Source organism: Nonlabens marinus S1-08, assembly GCF_000831385.1.
GTDB lineage: Bacteria > Bacteroidota > Bacteroidia > Flavobacteriales > Flavobacteriaceae > Nonlabens > Nonlabens marinus.
The window spans coordinates 159,938-185,706 of record NZ_AP014548.1 but is presented as its reverse complement, the minus strand read 5'-3'; the positions used below and the strand labels follow the sequence as shown (position 1 = coordinate 185,706).

The 25,769-nt window shown below is 39.4% G+C and carries 24 protein-coding genes; 10 read left to right on the top strand and 14 right to left on the bottom strand.

Features of this window, described 5'->3' with window-relative positions:
• Positions 1-3: 3 nt before the first annotated feature.
• The 7 genes from NMS_RS00860 to NMS_RS00830 form a co-directional block, all read right to left on the bottom strand.
• Complete coding sequence (locus NMS_RS00860; RefSeq protein WP_041494926.1) at positions 4-3,279, bottom strand: S41 family peptidase; 3,276 nt, start codon at positions 3,277-3,279, stop codon at positions 4-6.
• A gap of 83 nt (positions 3,280-3,362) precedes the next feature.
• A complete protein-coding gene (gene kdsA / locus NMS_RS00855; protein ID WP_041494925.1) occupies positions 3,363-4,184 on the bottom strand; it encodes a 3-deoxy-8-phosphooctulonate synthase in 822 nt (273 codons plus the stop codon).
• Between the two features lie 37 nt (positions 4,185-4,221).
• Positions 4,222-4,539, bottom strand: a complete 318-nt coding sequence (locus NMS_RS00850) for a rhodanese-like domain-containing protein (RefSeq protein ID WP_041494924.1) — start codon at positions 4,537-4,539, stop codon at positions 4,222-4,224.
• Positions 4,536-5,948 carry an MBL fold metallo-hydrolase gene (locus NMS_RS00845; RefSeq protein WP_041494923.1) on the bottom strand — a complete coding sequence of 471 codons (1,413 nt, stop codon included), beginning with the start codon at positions 5,946-5,948 and terminating at the stop codon, positions 4,536-4,538. Before NMS_RS00845 ends, NMS_RS00850 begins: the two co-directional genes overlap by 4 nt.
• A 69-nt stretch (positions 5,949-6,017) precedes the next feature.
• Positions 6,018-6,749 carry a thioredoxin family protein gene (locus NMS_RS00840; protein ID WP_041494922.1) on the bottom strand — a complete coding sequence of 244 codons (732 nt, stop codon included), beginning with the start codon at positions 6,747-6,749 and terminating at the stop codon, positions 6,018-6,020.
• Entirely contained in the window at positions 6,746-7,219 is a 474-nt protein-coding gene (locus NMS_RS00835; protein ID WP_041494921.1) for a TlpA disulfide reductase family protein, read from the bottom strand. The genes NMS_RS00840 and NMS_RS00835 overlap by 4 nt, the downstream gene beginning before the upstream one ends.
• A gap of 104 nt (positions 7,220-7,323) precedes the next feature.
• Positions 7,324-7,815 carry a YkgJ family cysteine cluster protein gene (locus tag NMS_RS00830; RefSeq protein ID WP_041494920.1) on the bottom strand — a complete coding sequence of 164 codons (492 nt, stop codon included), beginning with the start codon at positions 7,813-7,815 and terminating at the stop codon, positions 7,324-7,326.
• A 96-nt stretch (positions 7,816-7,911) separates the two neighbouring features.
• Here NMS_RS00830 and NMS_RS00825 point away from each other — a divergent pair, with 96 nt between their 5' ends.
• Complete coding sequence (locus NMS_RS00825) at positions 7,912-8,682, top strand: hypothetical protein (protein WP_041494919.1); 771 nt, start codon at positions 7,912-7,914, stop codon at positions 8,680-8,682.
• A 339-nt stretch (positions 8,683-9,021) separates the two neighbouring features.
• Here NMS_RS00825 and NMS_RS00815 read toward each other — a convergent pair whose 3' ends face one another.
• From NMS_RS00815 to NMS_RS00805, 3 genes are all read right to left on the bottom strand, one after another.
• Positions 9,022-9,912 (bottom strand): bifunctional 5,10-methylenetetrahydrofolate dehydrogenase/5,10-methenyltetrahydrofolate cyclohydrolase, encoded by an 891-nt coding sequence (locus NMS_RS00815; RefSeq protein ID WP_041494916.1) that lies wholly within the window; start codon positions 9,910-9,912, stop codon positions 9,022-9,024.
• 24 nt (positions 9,913-9,936) lie between these two features.
• Entirely contained in the window at positions 9,937-11,265 is a 1,329-nt protein-coding gene (gene ffh / locus NMS_RS00810; RefSeq protein WP_041494915.1) for a signal recognition particle protein, read from the bottom strand.
• A 178-nt stretch (positions 11,266-11,443) separates the two neighbouring features.
• A complete protein-coding gene (locus NMS_RS00805; protein ID WP_041494914.1) occupies positions 11,444-12,325 on the bottom strand; it encodes a Brp/Blh family beta-carotene 15,15'-dioxygenase in 882 nt (293 codons plus the stop codon).
• Positions 12,326-12,411: 86 nt separating this feature from the next.
• On the opposite strand from NMS_RS00805, the gene NMS_RS00800 reads away from it, so the two are divergent.
• Positions 12,412-13,152 carry a bacteriorhodopsin-like gene (locus tag NMS_RS00800; protein ID WP_041494913.1) on the top strand — a complete coding sequence of 247 codons (741 nt, stop codon included), beginning with the start codon at positions 12,412-12,414 and terminating at the stop codon, positions 13,150-13,152.
• A 216-nt stretch (positions 13,153-13,368) separates the two neighbouring features.
• Positions 13,369-13,746, top strand: a complete 378-nt coding sequence (locus tag NMS_RS00795; RefSeq protein WP_041494912.1) for a PH domain-containing protein — start codon at positions 13,369-13,371, stop codon at positions 13,744-13,746.
• 77 nt (positions 13,747-13,823) lie between these two features.
• Here NMS_RS00795 and NMS_RS00790 read toward each other — a convergent pair whose 3' ends face one another.
• Together NMS_RS00790 and NMS_RS00785 are read right to left on the bottom strand one after the other, a co-directional pair.
• The gene (locus NMS_RS00790) at positions 13,824-14,255 is read right to left on the bottom strand and encodes an FKBP-type peptidyl-prolyl cis-trans isomerase (protein WP_041494911.1); all 432 of its coding nucleotides are present in this window, start codon (positions 14,253-14,255) and stop codon (positions 13,824-13,826) included.
• A 121-nt stretch (positions 14,256-14,376) separates the two neighbouring features.
• Positions 14,377-15,192: an alpha/beta hydrolase gene (locus tag NMS_RS00785; RefSeq protein WP_041494910.1), complete on the bottom strand. Its 816-nt coding sequence runs from the start codon at positions 15,190-15,192 to the stop codon at positions 14,377-14,379.
• A gap of 190 nt (positions 15,193-15,382) precedes the next feature.
• Between NMS_RS00785 and typA the strand changes: the two genes are divergently transcribed.
• From typA to NMS_RS00760, 5 genes are all read left to right on the top strand, one after another.
• Positions 15,383-17,188 carry a translational GTPase TypA gene (gene typA, locus NMS_RS00780; RefSeq protein ID WP_041494909.1) on the top strand — a complete coding sequence of 602 codons (1,806 nt, stop codon included), beginning with the start codon at positions 15,383-15,385 and terminating at the stop codon, positions 17,186-17,188.
• A gap of 223 nt (positions 17,189-17,411) precedes the next feature.
• Entirely contained in the window at positions 17,412-18,254 is an 843-nt protein-coding gene (locus NMS_RS00775) for a hypothetical protein (protein WP_148311312.1), read from the top strand.
• On the top strand, positions 18,251-18,550 hold the full coding sequence (locus NMS_RS00770) for a hypothetical protein (protein ID WP_041494907.1): 300 nt from the start codon (positions 18,251-18,253) through the stop codon (positions 18,548-18,550). Before NMS_RS00775 ends, NMS_RS00770 begins: the two co-directional genes overlap by 4 nt.
• Positions 18,551-18,610: 60 nt before the next feature.
• Positions 18,611-19,690, top strand: coding sequence for a DegT/DnrJ/EryC1/StrS family aminotransferase (locus NMS_RS00765; protein ID WP_041494906.1), 1,080 nt, complete (start codon positions 18,611-18,613; stop codon positions 19,688-19,690).
• Positions 19,687-20,979 carry an O-antigen translocase gene (locus NMS_RS00760; protein WP_041494905.1) on the top strand — a complete coding sequence of 431 codons (1,293 nt, stop codon included), beginning with the start codon at positions 19,687-19,689 and terminating at the stop codon, positions 20,977-20,979. Before NMS_RS00765 ends, NMS_RS00760 begins: the two co-directional genes overlap by 4 nt.
• On the opposite strand, the gene NMS_RS00755 is transcribed toward NMS_RS00760, so the two are convergent.
• Together NMS_RS00755 and NMS_RS00750 are read right to left on the bottom strand one after the other, a co-directional pair.
• Complete coding sequence (locus NMS_RS00755) at positions 20,976-21,356, bottom strand: hypothetical protein (protein ID WP_041494904.1); 381 nt, start codon at positions 21,354-21,356, stop codon at positions 20,976-20,978. The genes NMS_RS00760 and NMS_RS00755 overlap by 4 nt on opposite strands.
• Before the next feature lie 3 nt (positions 21,357-21,359).
• Positions 21,360-21,752 (bottom strand): hypothetical protein, encoded by a 393-nt coding sequence (locus NMS_RS00750; RefSeq protein ID WP_041494903.1) that lies wholly within the window; start codon positions 21,750-21,752, stop codon positions 21,360-21,362.
• 147 nt (positions 21,753-21,899) lie between these two features.
• On the opposite strand from NMS_RS00750, the gene NMS_RS00745 reads away from it, so the two are divergent.
• Together NMS_RS00745 and NMS_RS00740 are read left to right on the top strand one after the other, a co-directional pair.
• A complete protein-coding gene (locus NMS_RS00745) occupies positions 21,900-22,667 on the top strand; it encodes a 3'-5' exonuclease (RefSeq protein ID WP_041494902.1) in 768 nt (255 codons plus the stop codon).
• Between the two features lie 57 nt (positions 22,668-22,724).
• Positions 22,725-25,505 (top strand): helix-turn-helix and ligand-binding sensor domain-containing protein, encoded by a 2,781-nt coding sequence (locus tag NMS_RS00740; protein WP_041494901.1) that lies wholly within the window; start codon positions 22,725-22,727, stop codon positions 25,503-25,505.
• Positions 25,506-25,769: the final 264 nt, after the last annotated feature.

The following is a 25,769-nucleotide window of genomic DNA, read 5'->3' as shown; positions in this document are numbered from 1 at the left end:
ATATTAATTGTCATTCTGATATCCATCTGGACGCTTCCATCTAACTGGAGCTTCCGGTTCTGGTTGATATTTAAATTCTTGGGTCTTTAATAATTTCATCGCTTCTTCTACCGCTCGCTCTAGTTGCGGGTCTTGTCCTTGAATAGTCAATCGCGGAGTCTGAATCACCTCAATGTCAGGAGCTACACCTTCTCCTTCTACAGCCCATTCTCCATTTAAGTCGTAAAAGCCGCCACGTGGTGCCACCATGCGACCGCCGTCCACGAACGGTGGTGTATCCCAAGTTCCTACCAGTCCTCCCCAAGTTCTGGTACCTACTAAGGGGCCTAAGTTTTGTTGCTTAAACATGTAAGGCAATAGGTCACCACCTGATCCAGCACGCTCATTGATGATCATCACCTTAGGACCAAAAATTCCTGCCATAGGAGTGGTCCAAGGACGGTTATCATTAGCCTTGCTATTGAAATAACCGAATGGGGTTCTTTTTAAAATGTCAATCATATAATCTGCAGCACTCCCGCCGCCATTATTACGTTCATCAAGTACGATTCCTTTTTTATCCTGTTGACTAAATAAGTAACGATTGAATGAAGTAAAGCCTGGTTCACTGGTGTTCGGGATGTAGACGTAGGCTAGTTTGCCATTTGATAATTCATCCACTTTACGGCGGTTACCTTCTACCCAGTCGATGTACCTTAAGCTCCGTTCGCTAGATACTGGACGTACTAATACTTTACGCTTTTCAGACCCTTTAAGATTAGTGGCTACCTCAATATAGATCTCCCTACCTGCGGTTTGTTCTAATAATTGATATGGGTTTGAAGAACCGTCTAATTTCTTTCCATTTATGGAAACTAAATAATCACCTTCTTTTACTTCAATCCCAGCCATCCCTAATGGACTCTGGATGTCTGGGTTCCATCGTTCGCCATTGTATATCTTTTCAATTTGATAAGCATTCCCTTCTTTTTTCAAATCAACGCCCAGTAAACCTACCGGAATGCGTTTGGTATCTGGTAGGTCACCACCGGAAACATAGGAATGTCCAATTGCTACCTCTCCACTCATGATGTCGACTACATAATTGAGGTCTGTTCTATGCCTAACGTCTTTGATCCAGGGCACATACCATTCATAAATAGTATCCCAAGGAGCTCCATGCACATTGTCCACATATAGGAAGTCTCGCATATATCTCCAGCCTTCTTTAAAAATCTGCTCGTACTCCTCGCGTGGGTTCACTTTTACTTTCAAGTCTAGAGGCAATTTACCATCACTAGACTTCACCGGCGTAGCTGTAGAGTTAATAGAATAACTGGAACCATAGTCGATTAAAGCAAACTTGCCATCAAAACTGGTGGCTATGCCTTGAACAGCATTAGTAAATTCTTCTGCTTTTTGTTTTTTAGTATCGTAAAGATGGAGTTTAAGGCCTTCTTCGTTTTCAATAGATTCCATTACAAAGACAAAACCTTTGTCTGCTTTGCCAAGACCTGTATAATTTCTGGTAGGTAAATCCATTGCCATGATTCGATCAAAAATACCGTCTTCATCGATGGTTACAGTCACTGGTTTTTTGTCCTCCTTTTCAGCATCAAAACCTTTTTTCTCGCGTTCTTTTTGCTTCTCTGTTTTATCCTCTTTTATATCAGCTATGGTTTCTTCATCAGATTGAGGGAGGTGGGGTGATTTCCCATTTTTAGATAATACAATCGCATAAAGTGCTCTGGTGGTAGATGGATCATAAGAACTCATGTCTAGCCATCCAGAAGTTAAACCGTAATTCGTACTAGCTAGAGTATATAGGTATTCTCCAGATTCATCCCATATAGGGGTGATGGCATCAGCCAGTGGGTCAGTAAGCTGAATGATTTTTTTAGAATCAATGTTGTAAGCATAAATGGATTTGAAGTGACTTTTTTGCTGTTTTGCATAAGCGATCCATTTGCTATCTGGCGACCATACGGGATTCATAGAACGATCTGGATGCGCGTAGCTATCGGTGTCAGCTTTCCATGTTTTTCCTGTCACTACATTTGTAACCCAAATGTTATAATCGGTATCTGTATAGGCAATATGGTTTCCATCCGGTGCCCATGTAGGTTTGAAATAAAATGTAGGGTTTTCAAGTGGGATTGACTTTTCAACAGTTCCATACTGGTCAGCAACCACTAGCTGGTACTCTCCTGATGCATCAGAAAACCAAGCAATTTTATCTCCTTTAGGCGACCAAACTGGATGACGCTCTGCTGAGGCACTTGAGTTTGTTAAATTTCTCCATGAACCCTTTTCTTTAGGTACACTAAAAATTTCACCACGGTGCTCAAAAAGCGCTCGCATCCCATTAGGTGATATGGCTGAATTAGCAATACTGCGTGCAGAAACATCTTCCCATCGCTCTCGTGAAGTATTTAAATCTGCGTTTACAGTGATTGGGATAACGGTAGAGGATCCTGTACTTCGATTAAGAAGGTTTAAATATCCGCCATGTTCGTAGACTATTTGAGTCTCATCAGCGTCAAGGCTTTTGACATCAAACTTCTTATGAAAAGTGATTTGCTTTTCTTCTTTTGTATTAGGATTGTAAGACCAGATATTGCTGGTATAATCTCTTTCTGAAAGGAAATAAACTTTCCCATCGTGCCATACTGGGTCCAGATGCCGTTCTTTAGTGGGTTGGCTTGTTGTTTGTAGAGCCTTGGTGTCCATGTTCACTACCCAGATAGGCATTGCTTGACCACCGCGATAGTTGCGCCATTCTGGATCCCAAGAGGTGATAGGAGTGTAGGCGATATATTTACCATCTGGAGAAATCTCTCCATATGCTGCTCTGGTTAAAGCCAGGGATTCTGGAAATGAATCTTCTATTCCTATGGTATAGAACTTCGTGGTTTCTGTGGGTTTTCCTTCCCTGTCAGAGCGGAATAATATCGTTCCCTCTGGTGTCCAGCCTGTCACAAAGTCACCGCCTGGATGATAAGTAAGTCGTTTTGGAATTCCTCCCTCTTTAGGTATCACAAACACGTCGATGTTGCCATCATACTCTCCAGTAAAAGCAATCATGCTGCCATCTGGAGAAAAGTGAGGCACACTTTCATAGCCTATATCGCTAGTCAATCGCTGTGCTTCTCCGCCGTTGATGGAAGCTTTCCATAGGTCATTAGCATAAACAAAAACTACATCGTTGCCATGCACCGTGGGTTGACGCAACAATCTTGTACCTTGACTATAAATACAAGTAGTAAAAAGAAAAAAGAGTATTCCAGCTAGACATCTCATGAGGTTGATTTTAAAGAACCTCTAAGATATAAAAAGGATGTGGAAAGAAGTTACGCTTTCGCGAAAGCGAACTTTAAATTAAATTACTCAAAGGAATTGATAGTCTTGCGAATCTCTACAAGTCGAGTCATTAAACCTTCCAAATATTGCAAATCCAGCATGTTTGCTCCATCACTTTTGGCATTTGAAGGATCAAAATGAGTCTCTATAAACAGTCCGTCTACATTATTCACGATTCCTGCTCGAGCGATTGTTTCTATCATGTCTGGGCGGCCACCAGTTACACCACTAGATTGATTGGGTTGTTGCAAACTGTGAGTAACGTCTAACACGGTAGGCGCATATTGTCTCATGGTAGGAATCCCTCTGAAATCTACAATCATGTCCTGATACCCGAACATTGTCCCGCGATCTGTAATCATGACTTGCTCGTTTCCAGAATCGGTCACTTTCAACGCTGCATGTTTCATGCTTTCTGGTGACATAAATTGACCCTTTTTGAGGTTTACAACTTTTCCAGTTTCTGCGGCAGCTACTACAAGATCTGTTTGACGTACTAAAAATGCGGGTATTTGTAAGACATCCACATACTCAGCAGCCATTGCTGCGTCGCTTACTTCATGAATGTCAGTGACTGTGGGTATATTAAAAGTCTCACTTACTTTTCTCAAAATCTTCAACGCTTTTTCATCGCCTATACCCGTAAAGCTATCAATACGACTACGGTTTGCTTTCTTAAAGCTTCCCTTAAAAATATAAGGAATTTGCAGCTTATCTGTAATGCTCACAACCTTCTCGGCAATTCTTAAAGCCATTTCTTCGCCTTCAATGGCACATGGCCCTGATAAGAGAAAGAAGTTATTAGCATCAATATGTTTTAACTGTGGAATATTTTTAAGCTGCATGCTGAATAGTTTTATGAGAATTTAATTTAAAGTCGGATTAGTTAATTTGATCCACCGCTCCGTCCCAGTTGCTGAATCCTCCAGTGAGGTTGTAGGTGTTTTCAAATCCCATCTGATCCATGATTTGACAAGCTTGACTGCTACGGCTGCCCGCACGGCAATACACGTAGTAATTTTTACTTTTATCCATATTATCTAATGCAGCCATAAATTCTTGTGGTTGATGAATGTCATGATGTATCGCATTCTTTAAGATGCCTTCGGCAACTTCGTCATCTGTTCTTACATCTAGAATTATGGCGTTCGAGTCGTTAGCGACTTCTTCTTTCCATTCAGAATTACTCAAATTTTTCATAGGGTTGCTCTTGTATCGTTATTAATTAAATGGGAAGGGGCTACCTTTTTTATGGCTCCATACCCACCTTCTATATTTATTAGTTTGGAATATCCATTAGCCTTCGCAATGCTGGCATAAATCACAGACCTGTAACCACCTGCACAGTGAATATGGTAAACTTCAGTAGTATTTAAGTTTTTAAGGTTTTGTGCAATCTCATCTAGAGAAGCTAATGTGACGTTTTTTAGGTGCGCTGCTTCATACTCTCTAGGTTTACGCACATCAATAGGGTTTGCAATACTGCCATCTTCAAGACTCATCACAAACTTTTCAGGGGACATATTTTCTATGGAACTTATGGAGTAACCAGCTTGCTTCCATGCTTCAAAACCACCTTTTAAAAATCCTTGAACATTATCGTATCCAACTCTTGCAAGCCGTGTGACTGCCTCTTCTTCACGACCTAATGGGGCTACCAAAACTATTTTTTGATCAATATCTTCAATTAAAGAGCCAACCCATGGGGCAAATTGACCGTCCAAACCTATAAACCAAGACCCTGGAACATGTCCAGCTGTAAATTCCTGAGGGGAGCGTACGTCTAAAACCAAAAACTCAGCATCCTGCGCTAGTGCTTGAAAAGCCAATGGTTTGATTTCAGATATACCACGTTTCAACACCTCATCAATGCTAGAGTTGACGCCACGGTTCATTTGAACGTTCTTAGGAAAGTAAGCGGGTGGTGGTGCAATCCCTGAAGTTACCTCTTTGATAAAATCCTCCTTGCTCAAGGAAGCATCCAATGCATAGTTGGTGGCTTTCTGGTTTCCTAAACTATCGCTCGTTTCACTGCTCATGTTCTTGCCGCATGCGCTACCGGCACCATGAGCTGGATATACGGTGATATCGTCAGGTAAAGGCATGATCACATTTCGTAAAGAATCGTATAACAAGCCTGCTAGATCTTCAGTTGTGACGTCGCTTTTTGCGGCAAGATCTGGTCTACCCACGTCACCTATAAAAAGGGTGTCGCCTGTAAACAAGGCTTTTGCAATTCGATTTTCGTCCTTCATTAGGTAGCAGGAGGACTCCATAGTGTGCCCAGGTGTATGCAATAAGGTCAAGCTGATGTCGCCTATGGTGAATTTTTGTAGGTGTTCCGCTTTCGCGAAAGCGTAACTCGTCTCAGCATTTGGACCTATAACGATGGTCGCTCCAGTTTTTTGAGCCAGATCTACATGACCTGAAACAAAATCTGCGTGAAAGTGAGTCAGAAAAATATATTTAATGGTGGAACCTTCTTCGTGGGCTCGGTCAATATATTGTTGAACTTCCCGCAATGGGTCGATCACTGCCGCTTCCTTATTAGAAGATAAGTAGTAGGTGCCTTGTGCCAGGCATTTGGTATAATACTGCTCTAGTACCATTGCAGATTTTTATGCAAAAATACGGATTAACAAACAGAATTCTCCCGTCCACCGCATTAGTAGAGCTGACTAACTTTTAATGGAACAACCAATGGCCACTGTTGTTTTATTTTGAATTTCTTGCCCTGCGATCAGCGAGTTAACAGCATCTCTCAAAAAATGATTTTTTACGGCTTTGGGATCTTGATAGTTATCATCAATTGCGCCGATGTATTTGACGATGTTTTTACCGTTTTCTTTATTTAAAAGAAACACATGAGGAGTTTTAGTCGCACCGTATTGCGGGTAAATATCTTGATTTGCGTCAAATAAATAAGGGAATGTAAATCCTTTTTCTTTGGATCTGATCTTCATTTTAGCAAAGCTGTCGTCTGGGTATTTTTCAGGGTTGTTAGGGTTTATTGCAATTACAGGGTAGCCTTTTTTCTTAAACTCTTTATCGATAGTAATAATCCTGTCCTCATAAGCCTTGCTATACGGACAATGATTACAAGTGAAAATAACTATAAAGCCTTTTGCATCAGGGTAATTGCTTAAAGAAACCATCGATCCATCAATATTTTGAAGTTCGAAATCAGTAGCGACATCTCCTATTCGATATCCTATAAGTTCATCTTCCTTCATATTTATGGATCGAGATGGAGCAACTTGCTCTCTTGGATTTTCATCAAACCGCTCTTGAGGAGCTTCGGGATTACTAGCATAAAGTTCGCTCGGGTTAGAATAGTTGACCACACCAAAAACTACTGCACTAGCTAAAGCGATAATACAAATGACCGTAAGGATTTTTAAAGTTTTCATAGGAATTTTGAGACTTCCTCTTCCAATTCATTTGTAGTGAAAGAGTGATTGTAAAACATTTTTTTTGAACCTTTTTGAATTAGGGTTGCTGGAATAGCACCATCCCAGTGCTCATCCACCATGGGAATCCATTCTGCAGCATATGGGTCGTCTAATAACTTGACTGTGGAGGTTATTTTATTTGTTACAAGAAACGGGTTCACTAGGCTTTCTACGTTTTTTGCTTCATCTAGAGAAATAAGAATAACTTCTACATCATCACGTTCATCAATGGCTACGAAAGCAGGTAATTCTTCAACACAAGGAGCACACCAGGTTGCCCAAAAGTTGATGACTTGGACTTTTTCTGTAGATGGCTCATTGATCAGTTGTGTAAGAAAATCACGTTGTACAATCTGTGTTGTACTGACTTCCTTCTCACTGCAAGCAGTAATGATTACAAACAATAACACTATATAGATGACACGCATGAGTGAAATATACGTTGTAGGAATAATGTATAGACAACTATTAACTAACCTTAGCTAAAAAATCTAAGCTTATTAGATAATTTTAGTAGGTGATTTATTACAAATTAATGATTCACCGCTTCTTTCATACGTTCGACTATAGTATAGGCTGCTGGACAAATAAATGTGTTAGCAACTGTGAGTGAACCTATCTGCTGTAGTTTTCTCCGATCCGTATGTGGGTATTCCCGGCAGGCCTTAGGTCTAACCTCATAAATACCGCAGTAGTTATCCGCACCTAAAAATGAACAAGGTGTGTTTTGCAACACATAATCACGGTCTTCATCTATCCTTAAATAGGATTCAATAAATGCGCCGGGCTTCATTTTAAAGTGTTTCGCAATCCGATTGATGTCGCTTTCCGTAAATAAAGGACCAGTGGTTTTGCAACAATTGGCACATTTTAAACAATCCACCTCTTCAAACACATCATTATGTAGTTGTTGAGTGATTTGATCTAGGTTTTTAGGAGTCTTACGTTTCAATTTTTTGAAAAAAGCAACGTTCTCCTTTTTGCGTTGTGCAGCTAAAACTGGAAGGTCCGTGGGCGAAATCATTGTTGCAATATCGGAATTATAGACGGGATTTTAGCAGATCCTTTGGATCTTGTAATGCGTTAGAGTAGTAGTATTGTGAATATAAAATCAAGTAAAATGAAAATTAAATTAGTAGGAATTGCTTTAGCCTTGATCCTAGCAAGTTGTGGGAGTGACGATACCAGCGATGTAGTGGACAGCCCAGGTAACAATGGCAGCGCTAATCTTAGAAATACTGGAGCTAGTGCTGAAGAATTATTGAGAGGCAACACTTTTAATCAACTAGAGGTAGAGTTGTTGTATGTAAATGGAATTAGACCAGAAGCCAGCTCAATTGACAATTTGAAAAGCTTTTTACAGCAACGTCTCAATAAACCCAGCGGCATTAATTTCACAGAAAGAAATATAACTGACGATACTGGGGCTGAGTACACCATTGAGGAAGTTAGAAATCTTGAAGATGCAAATCGCACCAGCTACACGAGAGATAACACCATCGCAGTAAGTGTCATATTTGTTGACAAGCCCAATGAAAAAGATGAAGGCAATTCTGTAGTGTTAGGAACCGCCTATAGAAATACTTCACTCGTGATTTATCAAAATACGGTAGAGCGATTCAGTGGGGGTGTGGGGCAGCCTTCTAGGGTTGATCTAGAAACTACAGTTTATAATCACGAGTTTGCTCACTTGATGGGATTGGTAAATCTGGGGACGCCCTTACAAAGCGCCCATGAAGATGCGAATAGTGACAATCACTGTAATGTTGAAGGTTGCCTCATGTTTTTTGAGATTAATGGAGGTAATGTCCTCAACATGATGAATATGACAAGTATTCCGCAATTGGACAGTCAATGTCTAGCAGACTTACAAGCGAACGGAGGAAAATAGATTTTAAAGAAGCCTTTTTTGCTATTTAAGGCTTTAGATATAATTCTCTGAAGTGCAACCACCTTCTTCCAGGCAGGATCATTTTCCAGATGTCCTTTTCTCGAATTATATTTTTTGCAGCAAGCCTCTTGCCATCAACATAAGTACGATAAACTAATGCATAACCTGAGATAGAAGCAATCCAGACAGTTGAGCTAATACCTGCACTGTCCTTAAACCAAAATAAAAGGACTGGCGGTAATAAAATCAAAAAATAATAAATGAACAGATTCCTCATTTCAGTTAAATGATTGTTTGTTAATAGTGTTTTTCGCTTTCGCGAAAGCGAATATAATAACCTTACTGCCCTGAAGCTTCTCTATGACGCTCCCTGGCTAGCAACGTATTTTTCAATAACATCGCAATAGTCATAGGGCCTACACCTCCAGGAACGGGAGTGATGTGACTTACTTTTTTAGAAACGTTTTCAAAATCTACGTCACCCGTAATATAATAACCACGTTCTCTAGACTCGTCAGGAACACGAGTAATGCCTACATCGATAATAACAGCACCTTCTTTTACCATTTCGGCTTTTAGGAATCCGGGAACGCCCAAAGCTGTAATGATAATATCAGCCTGCGAGGTGATTTGTGTGATGTTTTTAGTGTGGCTGTGCGTTAAAGTCACTGTAGAATTTCCGGGAAACCCTTTGCGTCCCATCAAAATACTCATAGGACGTCCCACGATATGGGATCTTCCAATAACAACAGTGTGTTTCCCTTTAGTAGATACGTCGTAACGTTCTAATAACTCTAAAATCCCAAATGGTGTTGCAGGAATAAACGTGCTCATGTCCAGTGCCATACGACCAAAATTAGTCGGGTGAAAGCCGTCTACATCTTTGTCTGGATCCACGGCCATCAATACTTTTTGGGTATCTATTTGCTTAGGCAACGGCAATTGAACAATAAATCCATCAATGTCTGGATTCTTGTTTAATTTATGAATTTCACGCAGCAATTCTGTTTCGCTGGTAGTGTTAGGCATGCGTACCATGGTACTTTCAAAACCTACACGTTCACAGGCACGGACCTTAGATCCTACATAAGTCAAACTCGCTCCATCATTCCCAACGATAACTGCGGCAAGGTGTGGTACTTTCTCACCGTTATTCTTCATCTCTTGGACGATCTGTGTGATCTCGTCCTTTATATCGTTTGAAGTTTTTTTACCGTCTAAAATGATCATAGGTTATTTTTTGAAATTTGTTTTTTAGCGCATTTTGCTCATCGCCTGCATCATGGCTTTTCCTTTGCCACCTTGCATCATTTTCATCATCTTGCTCATCTGGTCAAATTGCTTCAATAGCTGGTTTACTTCAGTAACGCTGGTACCGCTTCCTGCTGCGATACGCTTCTTACGGGAACCATTGATTACTTGAGGCTGGGTGCGCTCTTCAATTGTCATAGAATGAATGATGGCTTCTATACCTTTAAAAGCATCGTCATCAATATCGACATCTTTCAACATTTTACCTGCGCCAGGGATCATTCCCATCAGGTCCTTCATGTTACCCATTTTTTTGATTTGCTGGATTTGGGATAAGAAGTCATCAAAACCGAACTGGTTCTTAGCGATCTTTTTACTCAACTTCCTTGCTTCCTCTTCATCAAACTGCTCTTGTGCACGTTCTACAAGAGATACCACATCACCCATCCCTAGAATACGATCTGCCATACGCTCTGGGTAGAACACATCAATCGCTTCCATTTTTTCTCCAGTACCTATAAATTTGATAGGCTTATCTACTACAGATTTAATAGATAGTGCGGCACCACCACGGGTGTCACCATCTAATTTAGTAAGTACAACACCGTCAAAATTTAAACGCTCGTTAAAGGCTTTGGCTGTATTCACGGCATCTTGACCAGTCATGGAATCCACAACAAATAAGGTCTCGTGTGGCTTCACCGCAGCATGTACATCTGCAATTTCTTTCATCATTTGCTCGTCGATAGCAAGACGACCAGCAGTATCTATTATCACGGCGTTGAAACCGTTCTGTTTAGCATATGCTATTGCAGCTTCAGAAATTTTTACAGGATCTTTCTCGTCTCTGTTGGAAAAAACCTCAACGCCTATTTGCTCTCCCACTACATGCAACTGGTCAATTGCTGCAGGACGGTAAATGTCACAAGCAACTAATAGGGGCTTTTTACTTTTTTTGGTTTTGAGATAATTTGCCAATTTTCCAGAAAAAGTCGTTTTACCTGAACCTTGCAAACCGGACATCAATATAATACTAGGATTGCCAGAAAGATTCATCCCTTCAACAGAGCCTCCCATAAGTTCCGTGAGCTCGTCTTTGACAATTTTAGTTAGAAGTTGTCCTGGCTTAAGGGTGGTAAGAACACCTTGGCCTATTGCTTTTTCTTTTGCAGTCGCCGTGAATTCTTTGGCGATTTTATAATTCACATCCGCATCGACAAGTGCGCGACGTATTTCCTTAAGTGTATCAGCCACATTAACCTCAGTGATGCTACCATGTCCTTTAAGGACGTGCATCGCCTTGTCCAGTTTGTCCGTTAAATTATCAAACATATTCTATACGCATTTTAAAGAAAGCAAAGATAGAATACCGCTGGGTGGCGTTCAAGGTTTTAGAGCCTTAATCTATGCGATGAGGTGGAGGATTTTTTCGCTTTCGCGAAAGCGAAATAAAAACAATTTTTCCTGCAACAATCAAGTTTAAAAGAAGCGGTTGCGGGACACGACCTTGTCATTGTTTGTACAATCGATGCATCACCAGCAAGTGTGGGAAAGTTATCGCACCTAGAAAGGAGACCAATATTGTTAGAAATAAAGTTTCATTGTCTATTAAAACATAATAGAGTGCTGCCAGAAAACCTAAGGCTAATAGCCAATAGAGTAGAGAGTTTTTGATATACTTCCAAAGTGTTTTCAAGGAGACGGCGCCATGTAAATGCTCAATTTGTTGGTACATTGAGGGAACACTATGCCATAGGACGAAATAGATTCCAAAGCCCCAAATCAAGCTGCTGCTATCAAACAGCACAAATAGAACTAACAAATACAGTAATTCTCTTAGAATGTTGCTGCCAGCGATAGATCGTATGGTTTTAATTCCAGTAAATAAACATATTACAGTGCTCCCGATAAGAGAAATCATCAACCAGTCAGCCGTTATTTCAGTCTCAATTAAATCGTTTATTACCGCAAGACTTTCCGCGCTATTTATATACAGCAAGCACAGGATGATAGAAAGTCCATAACTCATTTCAAATAAGTAGGTAAGTATGGAACGATCTAATGTATACTTTTCAAAATGCTCTTGCCCAAAATGATAACCGCTTGCTAAAAGAAATAGACACAGCATTAGATCAGGAAGTAAAAAGAAGCCGCAAAATATGCTGGCTACCATCAGTGCATAAACCGCTATAAATGAAATGATTTTGCGCCAGCTAAGCTTTTCTTTTTTGAAATAAATCTTTAAATCATTAGCGCCATGACCTATTCCAATCGATAATATGAGCATGATGGAAATCGTGTATTCTACTCCATCTGTGATTCTCAATGCAAGCCATAGTGCAAAAAGACTAAGGATGAGAATACCGTTATATAAATTTTTTGATGCCTCCATGAATAATCTTACAAAAATAACTTAATGAAATAAAAAGGTTTTGTTTAAAGTTCTGTAAATTTAGTTGAACAAAAAATTCTTTAATTATGAATAATTTACTCTTAAATATCGAGGTAGTGCGATTAGCCGCCGACGATTATGTAGGCTTCACCTTTTTTGTAGGGTGTATGGCCATGATGGCAGCAAGTGCCTTCTTCTTCTTATCCATGAGTAGTTTTGAAAGAAAGTGGCGCACTTCTATCTTAGTCTCTGGACTCATTACGTTTATTGCTGCAGTACATTACTGGTACATGCGCGATTACTGGTCTGGCTTTGCAGAGTCGCCTGTGTTTTTTAGGTATGTGGACTGGGTGCTTACCGTGCCGTTGATGTGTGTGGAATTCTACTTGATCCTTAAAGTAGCAGGAGCAAAGAAATCATTGATGTGGAAGTTAATATTCCTATCAGTAGTAATGCTGGTTACAGGATACTTCGGTGAGGCGGTAGATAGAGGTAATGCTTGGTTATGGGGTCTCTTTTCAGGAGTAGCATATTTTTGGATTGTTATTGAAATTTGGTTTGGTAAGGCTAAAAAGCTCGCAGTTGCAGCTGGAGGCGATGTTCTAGCCGCTCACAAAACACTTTGCTGGTTTGTATTAGTTGGTTGGGCGATTTACCCTATTGGTTACATGGCGGGAACTCCAGGATGGTATGACTCCATTTTTGGAGGATGGGATCTCAACGTGATTTACAACATTGGAGACGCTATTAATAAAATCGGTTTCGGTCTTGTAATCTATAATCTTGCTGTACAAGCAACGAATAAGAAAGATGGATTAGTTAATTAATTATCCCTTCATTTAAAGTTAAACCGCTTTCCTATGGGAAGCGGTTTTTTTTTGAGCAGGAATTTAAGATTGATTTAAGTTGTGGAGCGCATACTTCAGAACTTTGTTCTCTTTAACATCACTCTACCATTTAACGGTGTACTAATTGTATAATTTAGAGCTCATATTAATATGCTGGTGGGATGACCGCAGGCTGCTTAAACAATAAAATAAGGTATGAGTTTTATAGATAAGATGTTAGGTAATGCAGGTGAGGTTTCTGTTGAGGAGCTTCTCAAAGAATACGGTCATTTGCTCATTGAAAATGAGAATGTAGAAATGGGATTCGTTTTGTTTAGAGATGTGTTTCTATTCACAACCAAGAGGTTGATCTTAATAGATAAACAAGGTTTTACTGGAAAAAAAATGGATATGAAATCCATGCCTTATAAAAGTATTTCTAGATTTTCTTTAGAAACTGCAGGTACTTTTGATCGTGATGCCGAATTGAAAATCTGGATTTCCAGTGAGAATCTACCTAGCGTGAGCAAGAAATTCTCTAAAGCGGTAGATGTATTTAAAGTACAGAGACTTTTAGCTAGTAAAACCTGTTAAGAAATACTCACTCTAGAAAAATAAAAACGCTCATTTGAGATCAATCAAATGAGCGTTTCCCTTAATCCGTTTAATCCCTAGTTGATTCCTACTACTTCTAGTTCAAAAACTAAATCCTGTCCTGCCAGTGGGTGATTTGCATCCACAATAATGAAATCATCTTTAACGTCTGCGACGCGCAATTGGCGTTCTGTTCCATCTGGATTTTGTGCCATAAGTCCCATGCCTACTTCTGGCTTGATTTCTTCTGGTAATTTATCTTTTTCTACTTTATGAAAAAGTTCTTTTTGAACATCTCCATAAGCTTCATCCATTGGGATTTCAATGGTCTTTTTTTCATTGACTTTCATGTCAATCAATCCTTTTTCAAACCCTGGAATCAATTGGCCTTGACCTAATTTAGCCTCAAGTGGTTCTCTATTTTCTGAAGTGTCAAAGACACGGCCATCATTTTTCAGTTTACCTGTGTAATGTACTTTTACGGTGTCGTTTGCTTGTACTTGACTCATTTTAACTTTTTTATCGTTTAAACGCGAAGGTAAAAATTAGAGATCCCTAACAAAGCCAGAGCAGATTTAATCCTATTTATTAAGAGAAGCTTAACAAGTGCTACGTGTTTTATATGCGCAGTTACATGCGTCGAAATTTGAAGATTTCTTCGAGACCATGATATGCCGCGAGATGTAAGGTGTCTCCGTGATCTAAATTGTCAAAATACCTAAAGTGGATGGAGTGATCTTTACCTATCATCAATTGAAGTTTTTCATACAACGATTGAGCGACTCGCTCCATAACTTCACCTTCCTTACCCACGGCTATGTAAACACTCTTACTATTATTAATGTATGCCGGCTCTGAAAGCAACCAGCGCTCATCGTCCCACCATAGACTAGGGCTCACGATCAAATAATTGTCAAACATATTAGAATGACGGTAAAGAATTTCAGTAATTAAAAGTCCACCTAAAGATTGCCCAACAATTGTAGAGGAATCATTAGTCCGATAGGATTTTTCAATCAACGGAATTACTTCGTCGTCTAGAAAAGAGATAAAAGCACTAGACCCACCGCTAGTTGGCAGCTCTTTTTTGTCGGCAGCCTGGCTGGATTCATCTGTAAAGTCTCGTTTGCGATCCACATTTGCGATGCCCACTACGATAGCCTCTGGAACTTTGTTGATCCATGGGTAAGATTGGAATTGAATCAATCCTGCCATGTGTAAGAAATCTTCATCTATAGAACCATCCAGAACATAAATTACGGGATACGTTTCATTAGCGCTACTGGAGTAACTCTCAGGTAAATACACATTTAAAACTCTTTTTTCTTTTAAGTATTTAGAATTGAAGCTTAAAGTCTCGCCTATTTCTAATGGCTTTTTAGAAACCGATTGAGCAATGGACGTAAATTGATATAGAAAAAATGCAGCGAATAGAAGTTGTCTCATGTGTTCAGAATTGTAGAGAGTTTAAAAGTAGTAAAATAGAGGTAGATTTTTCCGCTTTCGCGAAAGCGAACTCTACATAAATAGTATATCTGGAAATCAATCACTTGCATTTAGAACCACTTTAACGCACCAAAGGGCTAAAAACCAATAAATAAGACTACTTTTGCAGCCGCTAAGAAGCGCTATTTTTATGAAAGATATTAGAAACATTGCGATTATTGCTCACGTTGACCACGGTAAAACGACCCTGGTAGACAAGATTTTACACCACTGTGAAATATTCCGTGAGAATGAAACTACGGGAGATTTGATCCTAGATAATAATGATATTGAACGGGAACGCGGGATTACCATCCTTGCTAAAAACGTTTCAGTGATGTATAAAGGGACGAAGATCAATATTATTGACACGCCTGGTCACGCCGATTTTGGTGGAGAGGTAGAACGTGTATTGAACATGGCTGACGGTGTATTGTTGTTAGTAGATGCCTTTGAAGGCCCTATGCCACAAACTCGTTTTGTATTACAAAAAGCGATCGACCTAGGTTTGAAACCTTGTGTTGTTGTAAATAAAGTAGATAAAGAAAACTGTACTCCAGACGAGGTTCACGAGTCTGTTTTTGACTTGATGTTCGAATTGGGTGCTGAAGAATGGCAACTGGATTTCCCTACTGTTTATGGTAGTGCGAAGAACAACTGGATGTCTGACGACTGGAAAAATGAAACAGACAGTATCGAGCCACTGTTAGATATGGTTATCGAGCATGTTCCAGCTCCTAAAGTGGAAGAAGGAACAACTCAATTGTTGATTACATCTCTAGACTTCTCTAACTACACCGGTCGTATCGCGATAGGCCGTATCAAGAGAGGTTCTATAAAGGAAGGACAAAATGTTACATTATGTAAGCGTGATGGATCACAAACTAAAACTAAAGTCAAAGAAGTATATGTCTTTGACGGTATGGGAAAAGCCAAGGCAGAAGAAGTAATGGCTGGTGATATTTGTGCGATTGTAGGTTTAGAAGGTTTTGAAATAGGCGACTCTGTCGCAGATTTTGAAAACCCTGAAGCTATGGAAACCATCGCTATCGATGAGCCTACCATGAGCATGTTGTTCACGATCAACGATTCCCCATTCTTCGGTAAGGATGGAAAATTTGTGACTTCTCGTCACATTAAGGATCGCTTGACTAAGGAATTAGAGAAAAACCTTGCATTGCAAGTTCACGATACAGGAGCGGCAGATAAGTTCATGGTTTTCGGCCGTGGGGTATTGCACCTTTCTGTATTGATTGAAACTATGCGTCGTGAAGGTTATGAGTTGCAGATAGGTCAACCACAAGTTATCATCAAGGAGATTGATGGTGTAAAATGTGAGCCTATTGAAGAGCTTTCTATTGACTTGCCAGAAAACGTAAGTGGTAAGGCAGTAGACATGGTAACCTTGAGAAAAGGTGAAATGACTAGTATGGCGCCTAAAGGAGAGCGTATGTTGATTGAATTCAAAATACCTTCTCGCGGTATCATAGGCCTTAGAAACCAATTGATCACAGCAACAGCTGGAGAAGCGATCATGAACCACCGTTTTATCGGGTTCGAACCTTATAAAGGCGAGATTCAAGGACGTATCAATGGTTCTATGATCTCTATGGAAAAGGGAACTTCTATTCCTTATTCTATGGATAAACTACAAGACCGCGGTAAGTTCTTCATCCACCCAGGTGAAGAGATTTATGGAGGACAAGTAGTAGGCGAGAACTCTAGACCGGATGATCTTGCGATCAACTTGACAAAGACTAAGAAACTTTCTAACGTACGTAGTGCAGGAAATGATGATAAAGTAAAAATCGCTCCACCAGTGAAATTTACTCTTGAAGAAGCACTAGAATACATCCAGAAGGATGAATATGTTGAGGTAACTCCTAACTTCTTGAGATTGCGTAAAATTTTCCTAGATGAAAACGAGCGCAAACGTAGAAACAAAGAATTGAGCTAAATCTCATGATTTTATATAGAAAGGCAAACCGCAAGGTTTGCCTTTTCTTTTTAGAACAAATTCTATCTTAGCCGTAAAGAGCATCTAATTGAAGGTTGTCAAATATTCCAGTAGCTATAAAGACCAGTGGAACGATTTAATAAAGAAATCTGCGAATGGCTGTTTTTTGCATGATCGCAATTTTATGGAATACCATTCTGACCGATTTGAAGATCACAGTTTGATGTTTTTTGAAGGTGAGGAGCTTGTGGCTTGTTTTCCGGCACATTCAGCCCAAAGCGTGATTTATAGTCATTTAGGACTAACGTATGCCGGATTGATGACTTCAGTAGTCAAATCAGAAGCCTCGATTACAAATCAGCAGAATTTAATTGTGTCGTCTGGGTTGTATCCCATTCTGGTTACTGAACTGATAGAATACCTTAAACATCATGGTTTTAAAAGATTAGAAATAAAATTACCACCACCATTTTTCGATCCTTATTTTGATGAACATTACGATCATTTATTTAAGTATAAGTTTGAAATCACGGAAGAGTCGCAGGATTTAGTGATTAATTTAAAACAAGGCTGGTCCCCAAGTCACAAGAAGACCGCAGGTTACCGAAACGGCAAATTTGATTCATTAAAAATTAGAGTTTGTGACGATTTTAGCGAGTTTTGGGAGGAACTTCTTATACCACAATTAAGAAAACGCCATAATGCAAAACCTACACATAGCTTAAAGGAGATTCAGTTGTTGCAAAGCCGGTTTCCCTCTCAAATTTTACAATATGATGTTGAGTTTGAAGGCAGCAAAATAGCTGGAATAACGCTATTTGATTTCGGAAATATTCTGAAAGTTCAATATGCAGCGGGAAATGACATTGGATTTGAGAAAAACGCTATGGATTTTCTGTACTTGGAAATTATAAAAGAAGCTAGGGCTTTAGGGAAACAATATGTGGATTTAGGAACGGTGAATCATCGGGATGGTAGAATTAACCATGGTTTAATGCATTTCAAAAAACAACTAGGTGCCGTGGTTACACCAGTTATTGAGATTGCCTTAGATTTGCGGCCATGAACTTTTCTAAACGTAGTTACCATTTTGCCGCTTTCTCCATCGTTTTGATGGTAGCATTTCTGGTATTGTCTGTTAGCAATAGAAACGGTAGTACCCGTCTAGATGATGTCGTTGGATACATGATCACTCTTTTTTTTGTAACTGTAACTATAGGTTTTGTTTGCGCTATGGTTAGTTTGCGAGAGCAAGCTTCTTATCAAAAAATTATAGGGCTAGTTGTGAATACTATCTTGATGATATTGCTAGCAGTGAACCTCTTGCAAAATCTATCGGCTGTGGCGGGAGTATTTTCCTAAATACTTGATTACTTTTACGATAACTAGAAATCAAGCACAATCGATTTTCACATTCCATATTTGGACTTACCAGCCTTGCAGCAGCGATTTGCGCAGCGCGATCGAGAGGCCTTGCAAGAGTTGCAAGAAGCGGGACAATTTATAGCTGGTGGGCCAGTGGATCGATTTGAGGCAGATTTTGCTGACTATTGTGACGTCAATCACTGTGTGAGTTGTGGTAATGGTCTCGATGCTTTAATCATCCTGTTGCGTGCTGATCAATCTCTGGGCAATCTTCCTCAAAACGCCCGTATCTTAGTTCCTGCTCATACCTACATCGCTACATTTTTAAGTATAGTGGAGGCGGGAATGATTCCGGTTCCAGTGGATGTCAATCCTATACTTTTAACGGTGGATGTCATTGAGGCCCAACTGGGGTCCTTTGACGCTATAGTGGCAGTAGATATTTATGGGAAGCTAGTAGATGATGAAGTTTACGCTTTCGCGAAAGCGAACAACTTACACATCTACACTGACACAGCACAATCTCACGGTGCTAAAACTGCTACCGGAGTAAAATCAGGCGCTCGCGGAAGAGGCAGTGCTTTCTCATTCTACCCAACTAAAAACTTGGGAGCTATGGGCGATGCTGGAGCCATCACCTGCAATGATGACCTGCTAGCTAGAACTGCTCGACAAATTGCTAATTACGGTCGCAGTTCCAGATTTGTGAACGATGTTAAAGGCGTGAACAGTCGTATGGATACATTACAAGCCGCGTTTTTAAACAACCGCTTGTTGTTCCTAGACAATGACAACAAGAAACGCTACAAGATTGCCCAGACCTATGTGGAACAAATTGAAAATGAAAAAGTCAAGCTTCCTGAGTTAAAGTTTCTTGAGGAAAACGCCATACACGTGTTTCCCGTTTTTGTGGACGATAGGGAGAAGTTTGTAGCCTATTTAAGCGGTCATGGAATACAGACCAATTGTCATTATGCCATTGCACCACATCAACAGGATGCGTTTAAAGAATTGAATCATTTACAATTCCCACAAACCGAATACCTACATCAAACGGAAGTGAGTCTCCCATGCCACCCATTGCTGGAGGATCATGAAATACAAGAAATTATTATTGCCATAAATGAGTATACATGAGAAATTTGATGCGGCGATTCAACCGTAATCTATTACTCAAGGTTGCGGGATACAATTCTGTAAACATTTTATTGCGCATAGGGATAGGAGGCATCATGTCTTGGATTTTGGCTCGCATGATAGGTCCCAATGGGATGGCGGTGATGGGAAACCTTCGCAACTTTTTTCAAGGTTTACAGAGCTTTAGTGTATTGGGGCTAGAAAATGGTCTGGTCAGCTACGCCACCCAGTACAAAGAAGATCAAAAACCCTTACTAGAAACCTACGGTACGGCGTGGATTGCAAGCCTGTCGATCACTCTATTGTTGAGTGTCGCAGTGTTTTTAACTGCGGGATGGCTAGATGCTTATTTAATAGGGCTTTCTACAAGCTACGCATTTGTATTCCAAGCCATGGCAGTAGCCATGCCTTTTTACGTTCTTTTTGTACTTATCACTTCCTTGTTGCAGGGTTTTGAGTGGTACAAGCAATTCATTACCATCAATATTATTATTAACCTCGTCATATTTGCGGTGAGTGTTATTCTAATTTATGCTTATGCGCTTTCGGGTGCCTTGATTTCTATTGTCATTGCGCCCATTTTTCAATGTGGTGTAGGGGCGATGCTGTGGAATCGTAATAGACCTGATATCAAATTACGATCGATACTTGTCTTTGGATACCATTCGGAACGATTGCGACCGTTATTGAGTTATAGTGCGATGGCATTAGCAAGTGCTGTTTTAATTCCGATTACTTATATCGCTATTAGGCAAGACGTAAGAGCTGTTCTTGGCGATGTAATTGCTGGCGATTGGGAAATGTTGCAGCGCATTTCGGGATATTATATGCTGTTTGTAACCACGTTGATCAGTCTGTATGTATTACCACAATTAAGCAAGGACTTCTCAAGTAGAGTATACCGGTCAACTGTTACTCACTTCTATAAAACAATTTTACCGCTTGTAGCTTTAGGGCTTGTGGCGATTTATCTGTCTAGAGAATTAATTGTCAGTTTTTTATTTACCGAAGAATTTGTGGACATGATTCCTATGTTCAAATGGCAGCTGGCTGGAGATTTTATCAAAATCATCACTACAGTACTGGCATTTCGATTTATTGCCATCAATGATTTGAAGCGTTATTTAATTGCGGAAGTGGTGAGTCTCTCTACCTTTTATATTGCCAATTATTTCATGATTCGCTACTACGGTAACAATGGTACTGTGATAGCTTACCTGGTCAGCTATTTATGTTATGGAATTGCATTACTCCTCTTATTGAGAAAGGAGCTTTTCAAGAATTCCTAACGACCACCTATAGAATCGGGATCAACCCGGCGTATTTCTCTATCTAGTGTATCCGTTTTGCGGATAGCGATATTGTTTTCAGGTTTTGTCACAATTGCAATATAGGTATGTGTGGTATCCGCATCTTTCAAAGGGATTAAAGTAACCAGGTTCTTTTTAGATCTGGCTGGAATTTTTACGATAACAGGTCGGTCAGCCCGACGGCGAAACCCTTCACTATCCACCTTAAAAAACAAGTCGAGAGGTTCATCGGTGATATTTTCTGCGGTATAGGTGATTTTTTTGTGACCCGTGACTACGTTTATCTTAATGCCTTGAGGCTCCTGAGTGGTGAATCCCGATAGTAAAACTGCAAATAACAAAATGTATTTCAACATATCTTACGACTGTTTTTCAAATTCAATTCGAGCTAGAGCTTTTTCTTTCGATATAAAATCTTCTCCAAATTCTTTTTTGATCTTACGATTCATCGCATTCATAAAGGCAAGCTCTGGCCCCATAAGAGAACACCCGAAGAATTTGTACCCAATTCCATAGTTGCTGTATAAGTGTGACCTGAAAAACTCATCATATGCAGATAACTGTCCGGTCATGTTTCCAACAGTTACATAAATGAGTTGCTCGCTTTCCAGCATTTCTTGTAGTGCTGCACCGGTTGGGATTCCAGTGTTAACTGTAGAACCCGTGACCACAATGATTTCAGGTTTCGCCTGTTTTTGCTGTGCAAATGCAAGCTGTCCTGTAATTAGCAAGGTAAAAATGATGTATTTCATATAGCAAGTTTCGCTGCAAATCACGTACCGTAATGTAAGCACCTGATACCATTGTAAATATAACAAAATGGAATCTTGTTGTGTTTTCGCTTTCGCGAAAGCGAAACAAACCCTAATTTCCCGCTCACCATAAAACCTTGAATTGCTATGAAGCTGAACCTGCACCGTCCTATTTGCTTTTTTGACTTGGAGACTACCGGCACTAATATTTCCAAAGACCGAATTGTAGAGATTTCCATTCATAAGGTGTTTCCCGACGGTACAGAAAAAACCTTTACTTACCGCATCAATCCTACGGTTCCTATTCCCGCAGCTACTACTGCAGTTCATGGAATTACAGATGATATGGTGAAGGAGGAACCTACTTTTAAGGAAATGGCGCACAAAATCAACGAGATTATCAAGGACTCTGACCTTGCTGGTTTTAACTCCAATCGATTTGATATTCCCTTACTTGCAGAAGAAATGCTGCGCGCCGGTGTGGATTTTGAGATGGGTAATCGCAATGCCATTGACATTCAAAATATTTTCCATAAAATGGAACAACGCACACTGGTTGCTGCTTATAAGTTTTATTGCGATAAGGATTTGACTGACGCGCACAGTGCTGAGGCAGATACCATCGCTACATATGAAGTACTTAAAGGTCAGCTAGACCGCTATCCAGAACTGGAAAATGATATGAAGTCTCTTTCTGAATTTTCAACGCGTCGCAAGCCGGTTGATTTTGCTGGAATGCTGGCATATAACGATAAAGGAGAAGAATGTTTTAATTTTGGAAAGCACAAAGGCAAGCGCATTGTGGATGTTCTGGAACAAGAGCCTGGATATTACAGCTGGATTCAAAATGCTGATTTCCCGTTGTATACTAAAAAGGTATTAACCGCGATTAAGTTGCGTGGCTTTAATCAATAGTGTTATAGGTCTTCTTAATTAGACGATTTGTCTTAGTTTTAGAAAAATCTTTGATTCTTGAAAAGAAGGCTATTTTTTCTACTCATCCTCTTCAGTTATTTAATGAATGGGCAGGCATTACCGCCAGTCCGTAATTTTTCTCCTGCTGAATATAACGCAGGGAATCAGAACTGGATGGTGTCTCAAGCAGATAACCGGAAGGTCTATTTTGCAAACAACAATGGTTTGTTGGAGTATAATGGGGAGCAGTGGTATAGTTATACCACACCTAACGAGAGTATCGTAAGATCTGTACACTGGCACGATGGTTTGCTTTATACTGGGTCTTTCATGGATTTTGGATATTGGGAACAACTGCCCGATAATACATTGACCTATATCTCACTTGTTGAAAAATTTAAAGTTTCTTTAAAGGAAGATGAGCAATTTTGGAACATCATATCTAACAAATCAGGTGTGTTATTTCAATCGCTGGATCGCTTATATACGTACAACCCGACTAGCGGAAAAATTAGAACAGTACTAGAAAACCCAAAGCTTACCAAAGTATTTGAGGTGAATAACAGGATATTTTACAATGTTCAGGATTCCGGACTCTTTGAATTTGTCACGGGTAAATCCATTTTGATAGCATCTACTGAAGCAATAAATGGCGAGGTGATAGAAATGAGCGATTCTGGCTCCTACATCTCTATCATAACTTCTACTAATTCACTTTTTAAGCTTGATTTTAACGAACTGGAATTGGTCTCAAAAAACCAATTCCCTAGACCAATCACTGTGTATTCAGCCACCAAATTGATGGGTGGGGATTTTGCTATAGGAACTATTTCTAATGGTTTACTTATTGTAAACAAACAGGGCGCGGTGCAATATCAAATAGATAAGAGACAAGGCCTTACTAATAATACGGTGCTATCTGTTTTTGAGGATTTGGATAAGAATCTCTGGCTGGGACTAGACAACGGTATTGATTTTATCGATTTGCAATCACCCTTCAAAGCATTCATAGATAGAACCGGGAGGTTGGGAACCGTTTATGCAGCATATAGTAAAGATAGCGAACTGTACCTAGGAACTAATCAAGGTTTGTATTTCAAATCTGCTGAGTCAACTGAATTTCAGTTTGTTGAGGGAACCCAAGGTCAGGTATGGATGCTCAAAAATATCGATGGAACTCTGTTTTGTGGACACAATTTAGGAACATTTACAATTGAGGGTACCAAAGCAATCAAGATCTCAGGAACAGTTGGGACCTGGGATATTCAAACACTAAAAAATCGTCCAGACATACTGATTCAAGGAAGCTATAACGGATTAAACGTTTTAGAAAATAAGGGCGTGGGCTGGCAATTCAGAAATAAGATCGATGGTTTCGGCATTAGTTCTAAGGACATTGCGTTAGTTGATAATACCATATATGTAGGCCATGAACAACGAGGACTGTATGAACTTAAGGTAGACGATCAATTAGAAACTATAATTGATGAAAGGCTGGTAACAAACGTCGGTTTTGGGATGAAGTCAGACGTGATTACCCTGGGTGAGGATGTATTATACTCAAATGATCAAGGAATCTACATTAAGGAAAAGAACTCTGAGGATTTCGTCTTAAACAGTAAACTGTCTTCTTTAATATCTAGTAATGGGTATTCATCAGGACGTATGAACAAAATCACAGAAAACTCCTTCTGGTTGTTCACTAAAAAATCTTTGATAGAGGTGGTGATAGAACCTATAAACAACTCCTTTGAGACTAAACGCATACTGGTACCACAATACAAGAGGTCTGAAACTAAAGGATATGAAAGTATCATTCAATTACATAACGACTCTTATTTAATGGGAACGTCACAAGGTTATCTACTTATGGATGGTAAGGAATTAGCTAAAAGTACTAATACGCTTGTTTTAGATCGAATTATTGTGACTAATAAAAATAATTCACAGGAATTACTAGAAATCCAGAACGAACATAGCATTTCAAACAATATTAAAAGCATTCAATTTCTATTCTACACTACGGAGTACGATGCTTTTAGCAATGTGAAATACCAATACAAACTCAATGGTTCTGAAAAGGAATGGTCAAAGCCATTTGAGCAAGGATCCTTATGGTTTGAAAATTTGAGTTATGGTTCTTATCAATTAGATATCCGGGCAATTGTTAATGGTAGTTTGCTTGAAACTGAAATCAGTACAGAGTTTGAAATCGAGCCACCCTTCTACGCAACAAAACTTGCACTTCTTTTTTATTTACTGATATTAATTGGGATGTTACTTTTAGTAGGTGCATTCTCTAGATGGTACTATAAGAGAAAAAGAGATCACGAGCTGGAAAAACAAAAGCAGCAAATGGAATTGAACCTTTTGAAAAGTCAAAAGGACTTAGCTGATTTGAAAAATCAACAGTTGAATTCAGATATTGATTCAAGAAATCGTGAGTTAGCCGTTACTACCATGGCGATGATTAAGAAAAATGAAACTTTGAATGAATTAAAAGAGGAACTTGATAATTTACCTAAAACTTCAGAGTCTAAATCATTAAAAAAGATGCTAGAAAAGAGTTTGAACAGTAAACAAGATTGGCTCACGTTTGAAGAAGCATTTAACAATGTAGATAAAGATTTTTTCAAAAAGATTAAAGAAATGCATCCCTCGCTTACTTCTGGAGATTTGCGTTTATGCGTCTATTTACGACTCAATTTATCTTCTAAGGAAGTTGCTCCGCTATTAAACATTTCTCCAAGAAGCGTAGAAATCAAACGATATCGTTTGCGTAAAAAACTAGGTTTGACAAGAGAAGAAAGTCTTACCAGCTACATTGTTGAGATTTAGAATCTCAAACTTGCCTCCTTTTACCTCAACAATACCACAACATTTTGAAATTCCCTTCAGGTATTTTGTCATATCGGCATTTAAATGTTGCTGTTTATTAGGTCTCTATAACTATTCTCATGTAATTTTAAAGGAATCCATTGTGATTAACTGCTGTATATTTTTTGTTGTGGTAATTTTTTTATCTTAAAGAATTACTAAAATTATATTTATCGCACTGATTTAAAAGGTGGATTTTCTTTGATGAGAAATATAGGGAAGCTT

Coding starts and splice junctions, on each gene's coding strand:
- NMS_RS00840 (WP_041494922.1), bottom strand. CDS start 6,749: ATGAAAACTTTAAAAATCCTTACGGTCATTTGTATTATCGCTTTAGCT.
- NMS_RS00835 (WP_041494921.1), bottom strand. CDS start 7,219: ATGCGTGTCATCTATATAGTGTTATTGTTTGTAATCATTACTGCTTGC.
- NMS_RS00860 (WP_041494926.1), bottom strand. CDS start 3,279: ATGAGATGTCTAGCTGGAATACTCTTTTTTCTTTTTACTACTTGTATT.
- NMS_RS00770 (WP_041494907.1), top strand. CDS start 18,251: ATGAACTTTTCTAAACGTAGTTACCATTTTGCCGCTTTCTCCATCGTT.
- NMS_RS00755 (WP_041494904.1), bottom strand. CDS start 21,356: ATGTTGAAATACATTTTGTTATTTGCAGTTTTACTATCGGGATTCACC.
- NMS_RS00830 (WP_041494920.1), bottom strand. CDS start 7,815: ATGATTTCGCCCACGGACCTTCCAGTTTTAGCTGCACAACGCAAAAAG.
- NMS_RS00775 (WP_148311312.1), top strand. CDS start 17,412: ATGTTTTTTGAAGGTGAGGAGCTTGTGGCTTGTTTTCCGGCACATTCA.
- NMS_RS00825 (WP_041494919.1), top strand. CDS start 7,912: ATGAAAATTAAATTAGTAGGAATTGCTTTAGCCTTGATCCTAGCAAGT.
- NMS_RS00845 (WP_041494923.1), bottom strand. CDS start 5,948: ATGGTACTAGAGCAGTATTATACCAAATGCCTGGCACAAGGCACCTAC.
- NMS_RS00745 (WP_041494902.1), top strand. CDS start 21,900: ATGAAGCTGAACCTGCACCGTCCTATTTGCTTTTTTGACTTGGAGACT.
- NMS_RS00800 (WP_041494913.1), top strand. CDS start 12,412: ATGAATAATTTACTCTTAAATATCGAGGTAGTGCGATTAGCCGCCGAC.
- kdsA (WP_041494925.1), bottom strand. CDS start 4,184: ATGCAGCTTAAAAATATTCCACAGTTAAAACATATTGATGCTAATAAC.
- NMS_RS00805 (WP_041494914.1), bottom strand. CDS start 12,325: ATGGAGGCATCAAAAAATTTATATAACGGTATTCTCATCCTTAGTCTT.
- NMS_RS00760 (WP_041494905.1), top strand. CDS start 19,687: ATGAGAAATTTGATGCGGCGATTCAACCGTAATCTATTACTCAAGGTT.
- NMS_RS00785 (WP_041494910.1), bottom strand. CDS start 15,192: ATGAGACAACTTCTATTCGCTGCATTTTTTCTATATCAATTTACGTCC.
- NMS_RS00795 (WP_041494912.1), top strand. CDS start 13,369: ATGAGTTTTATAGATAAGATGTTAGGTAATGCAGGTGAGGTTTCTGTT.
- typA (WP_041494909.1), top strand. CDS start 15,383: ATGAAAGATATTAGAAACATTGCGATTATTGCTCACGTTGACCACGGT.
- NMS_RS00850 (WP_041494924.1), bottom strand. CDS start 4,539: ATGAAAAATTTGAGTAATTCTGAATGGAAAGAAGAAGTCGCTAACGAC.
- ffh (WP_041494915.1), bottom strand. CDS start 11,265: ATGTTTGATAATTTAACGGACAAACTGGACAAGGCGATGCACGTCCTT.
- NMS_RS00790 (WP_041494911.1), bottom strand. CDS start 14,255: ATGAGTCAAGTACAAGCAAACGACACCGTAAAAGTACATTACACAGGT.
- NMS_RS00750 (WP_041494903.1), bottom strand. CDS start 21,752: ATGAAATACATCATTTTTACCTTGCTAATTACAGGACAGCTTGCATTT.
- NMS_RS00815 (WP_041494916.1), bottom strand. CDS start 9,912: ATGATCATTTTAGACGGTAAAAAAACTTCAAACGATATAAAGGACGAG.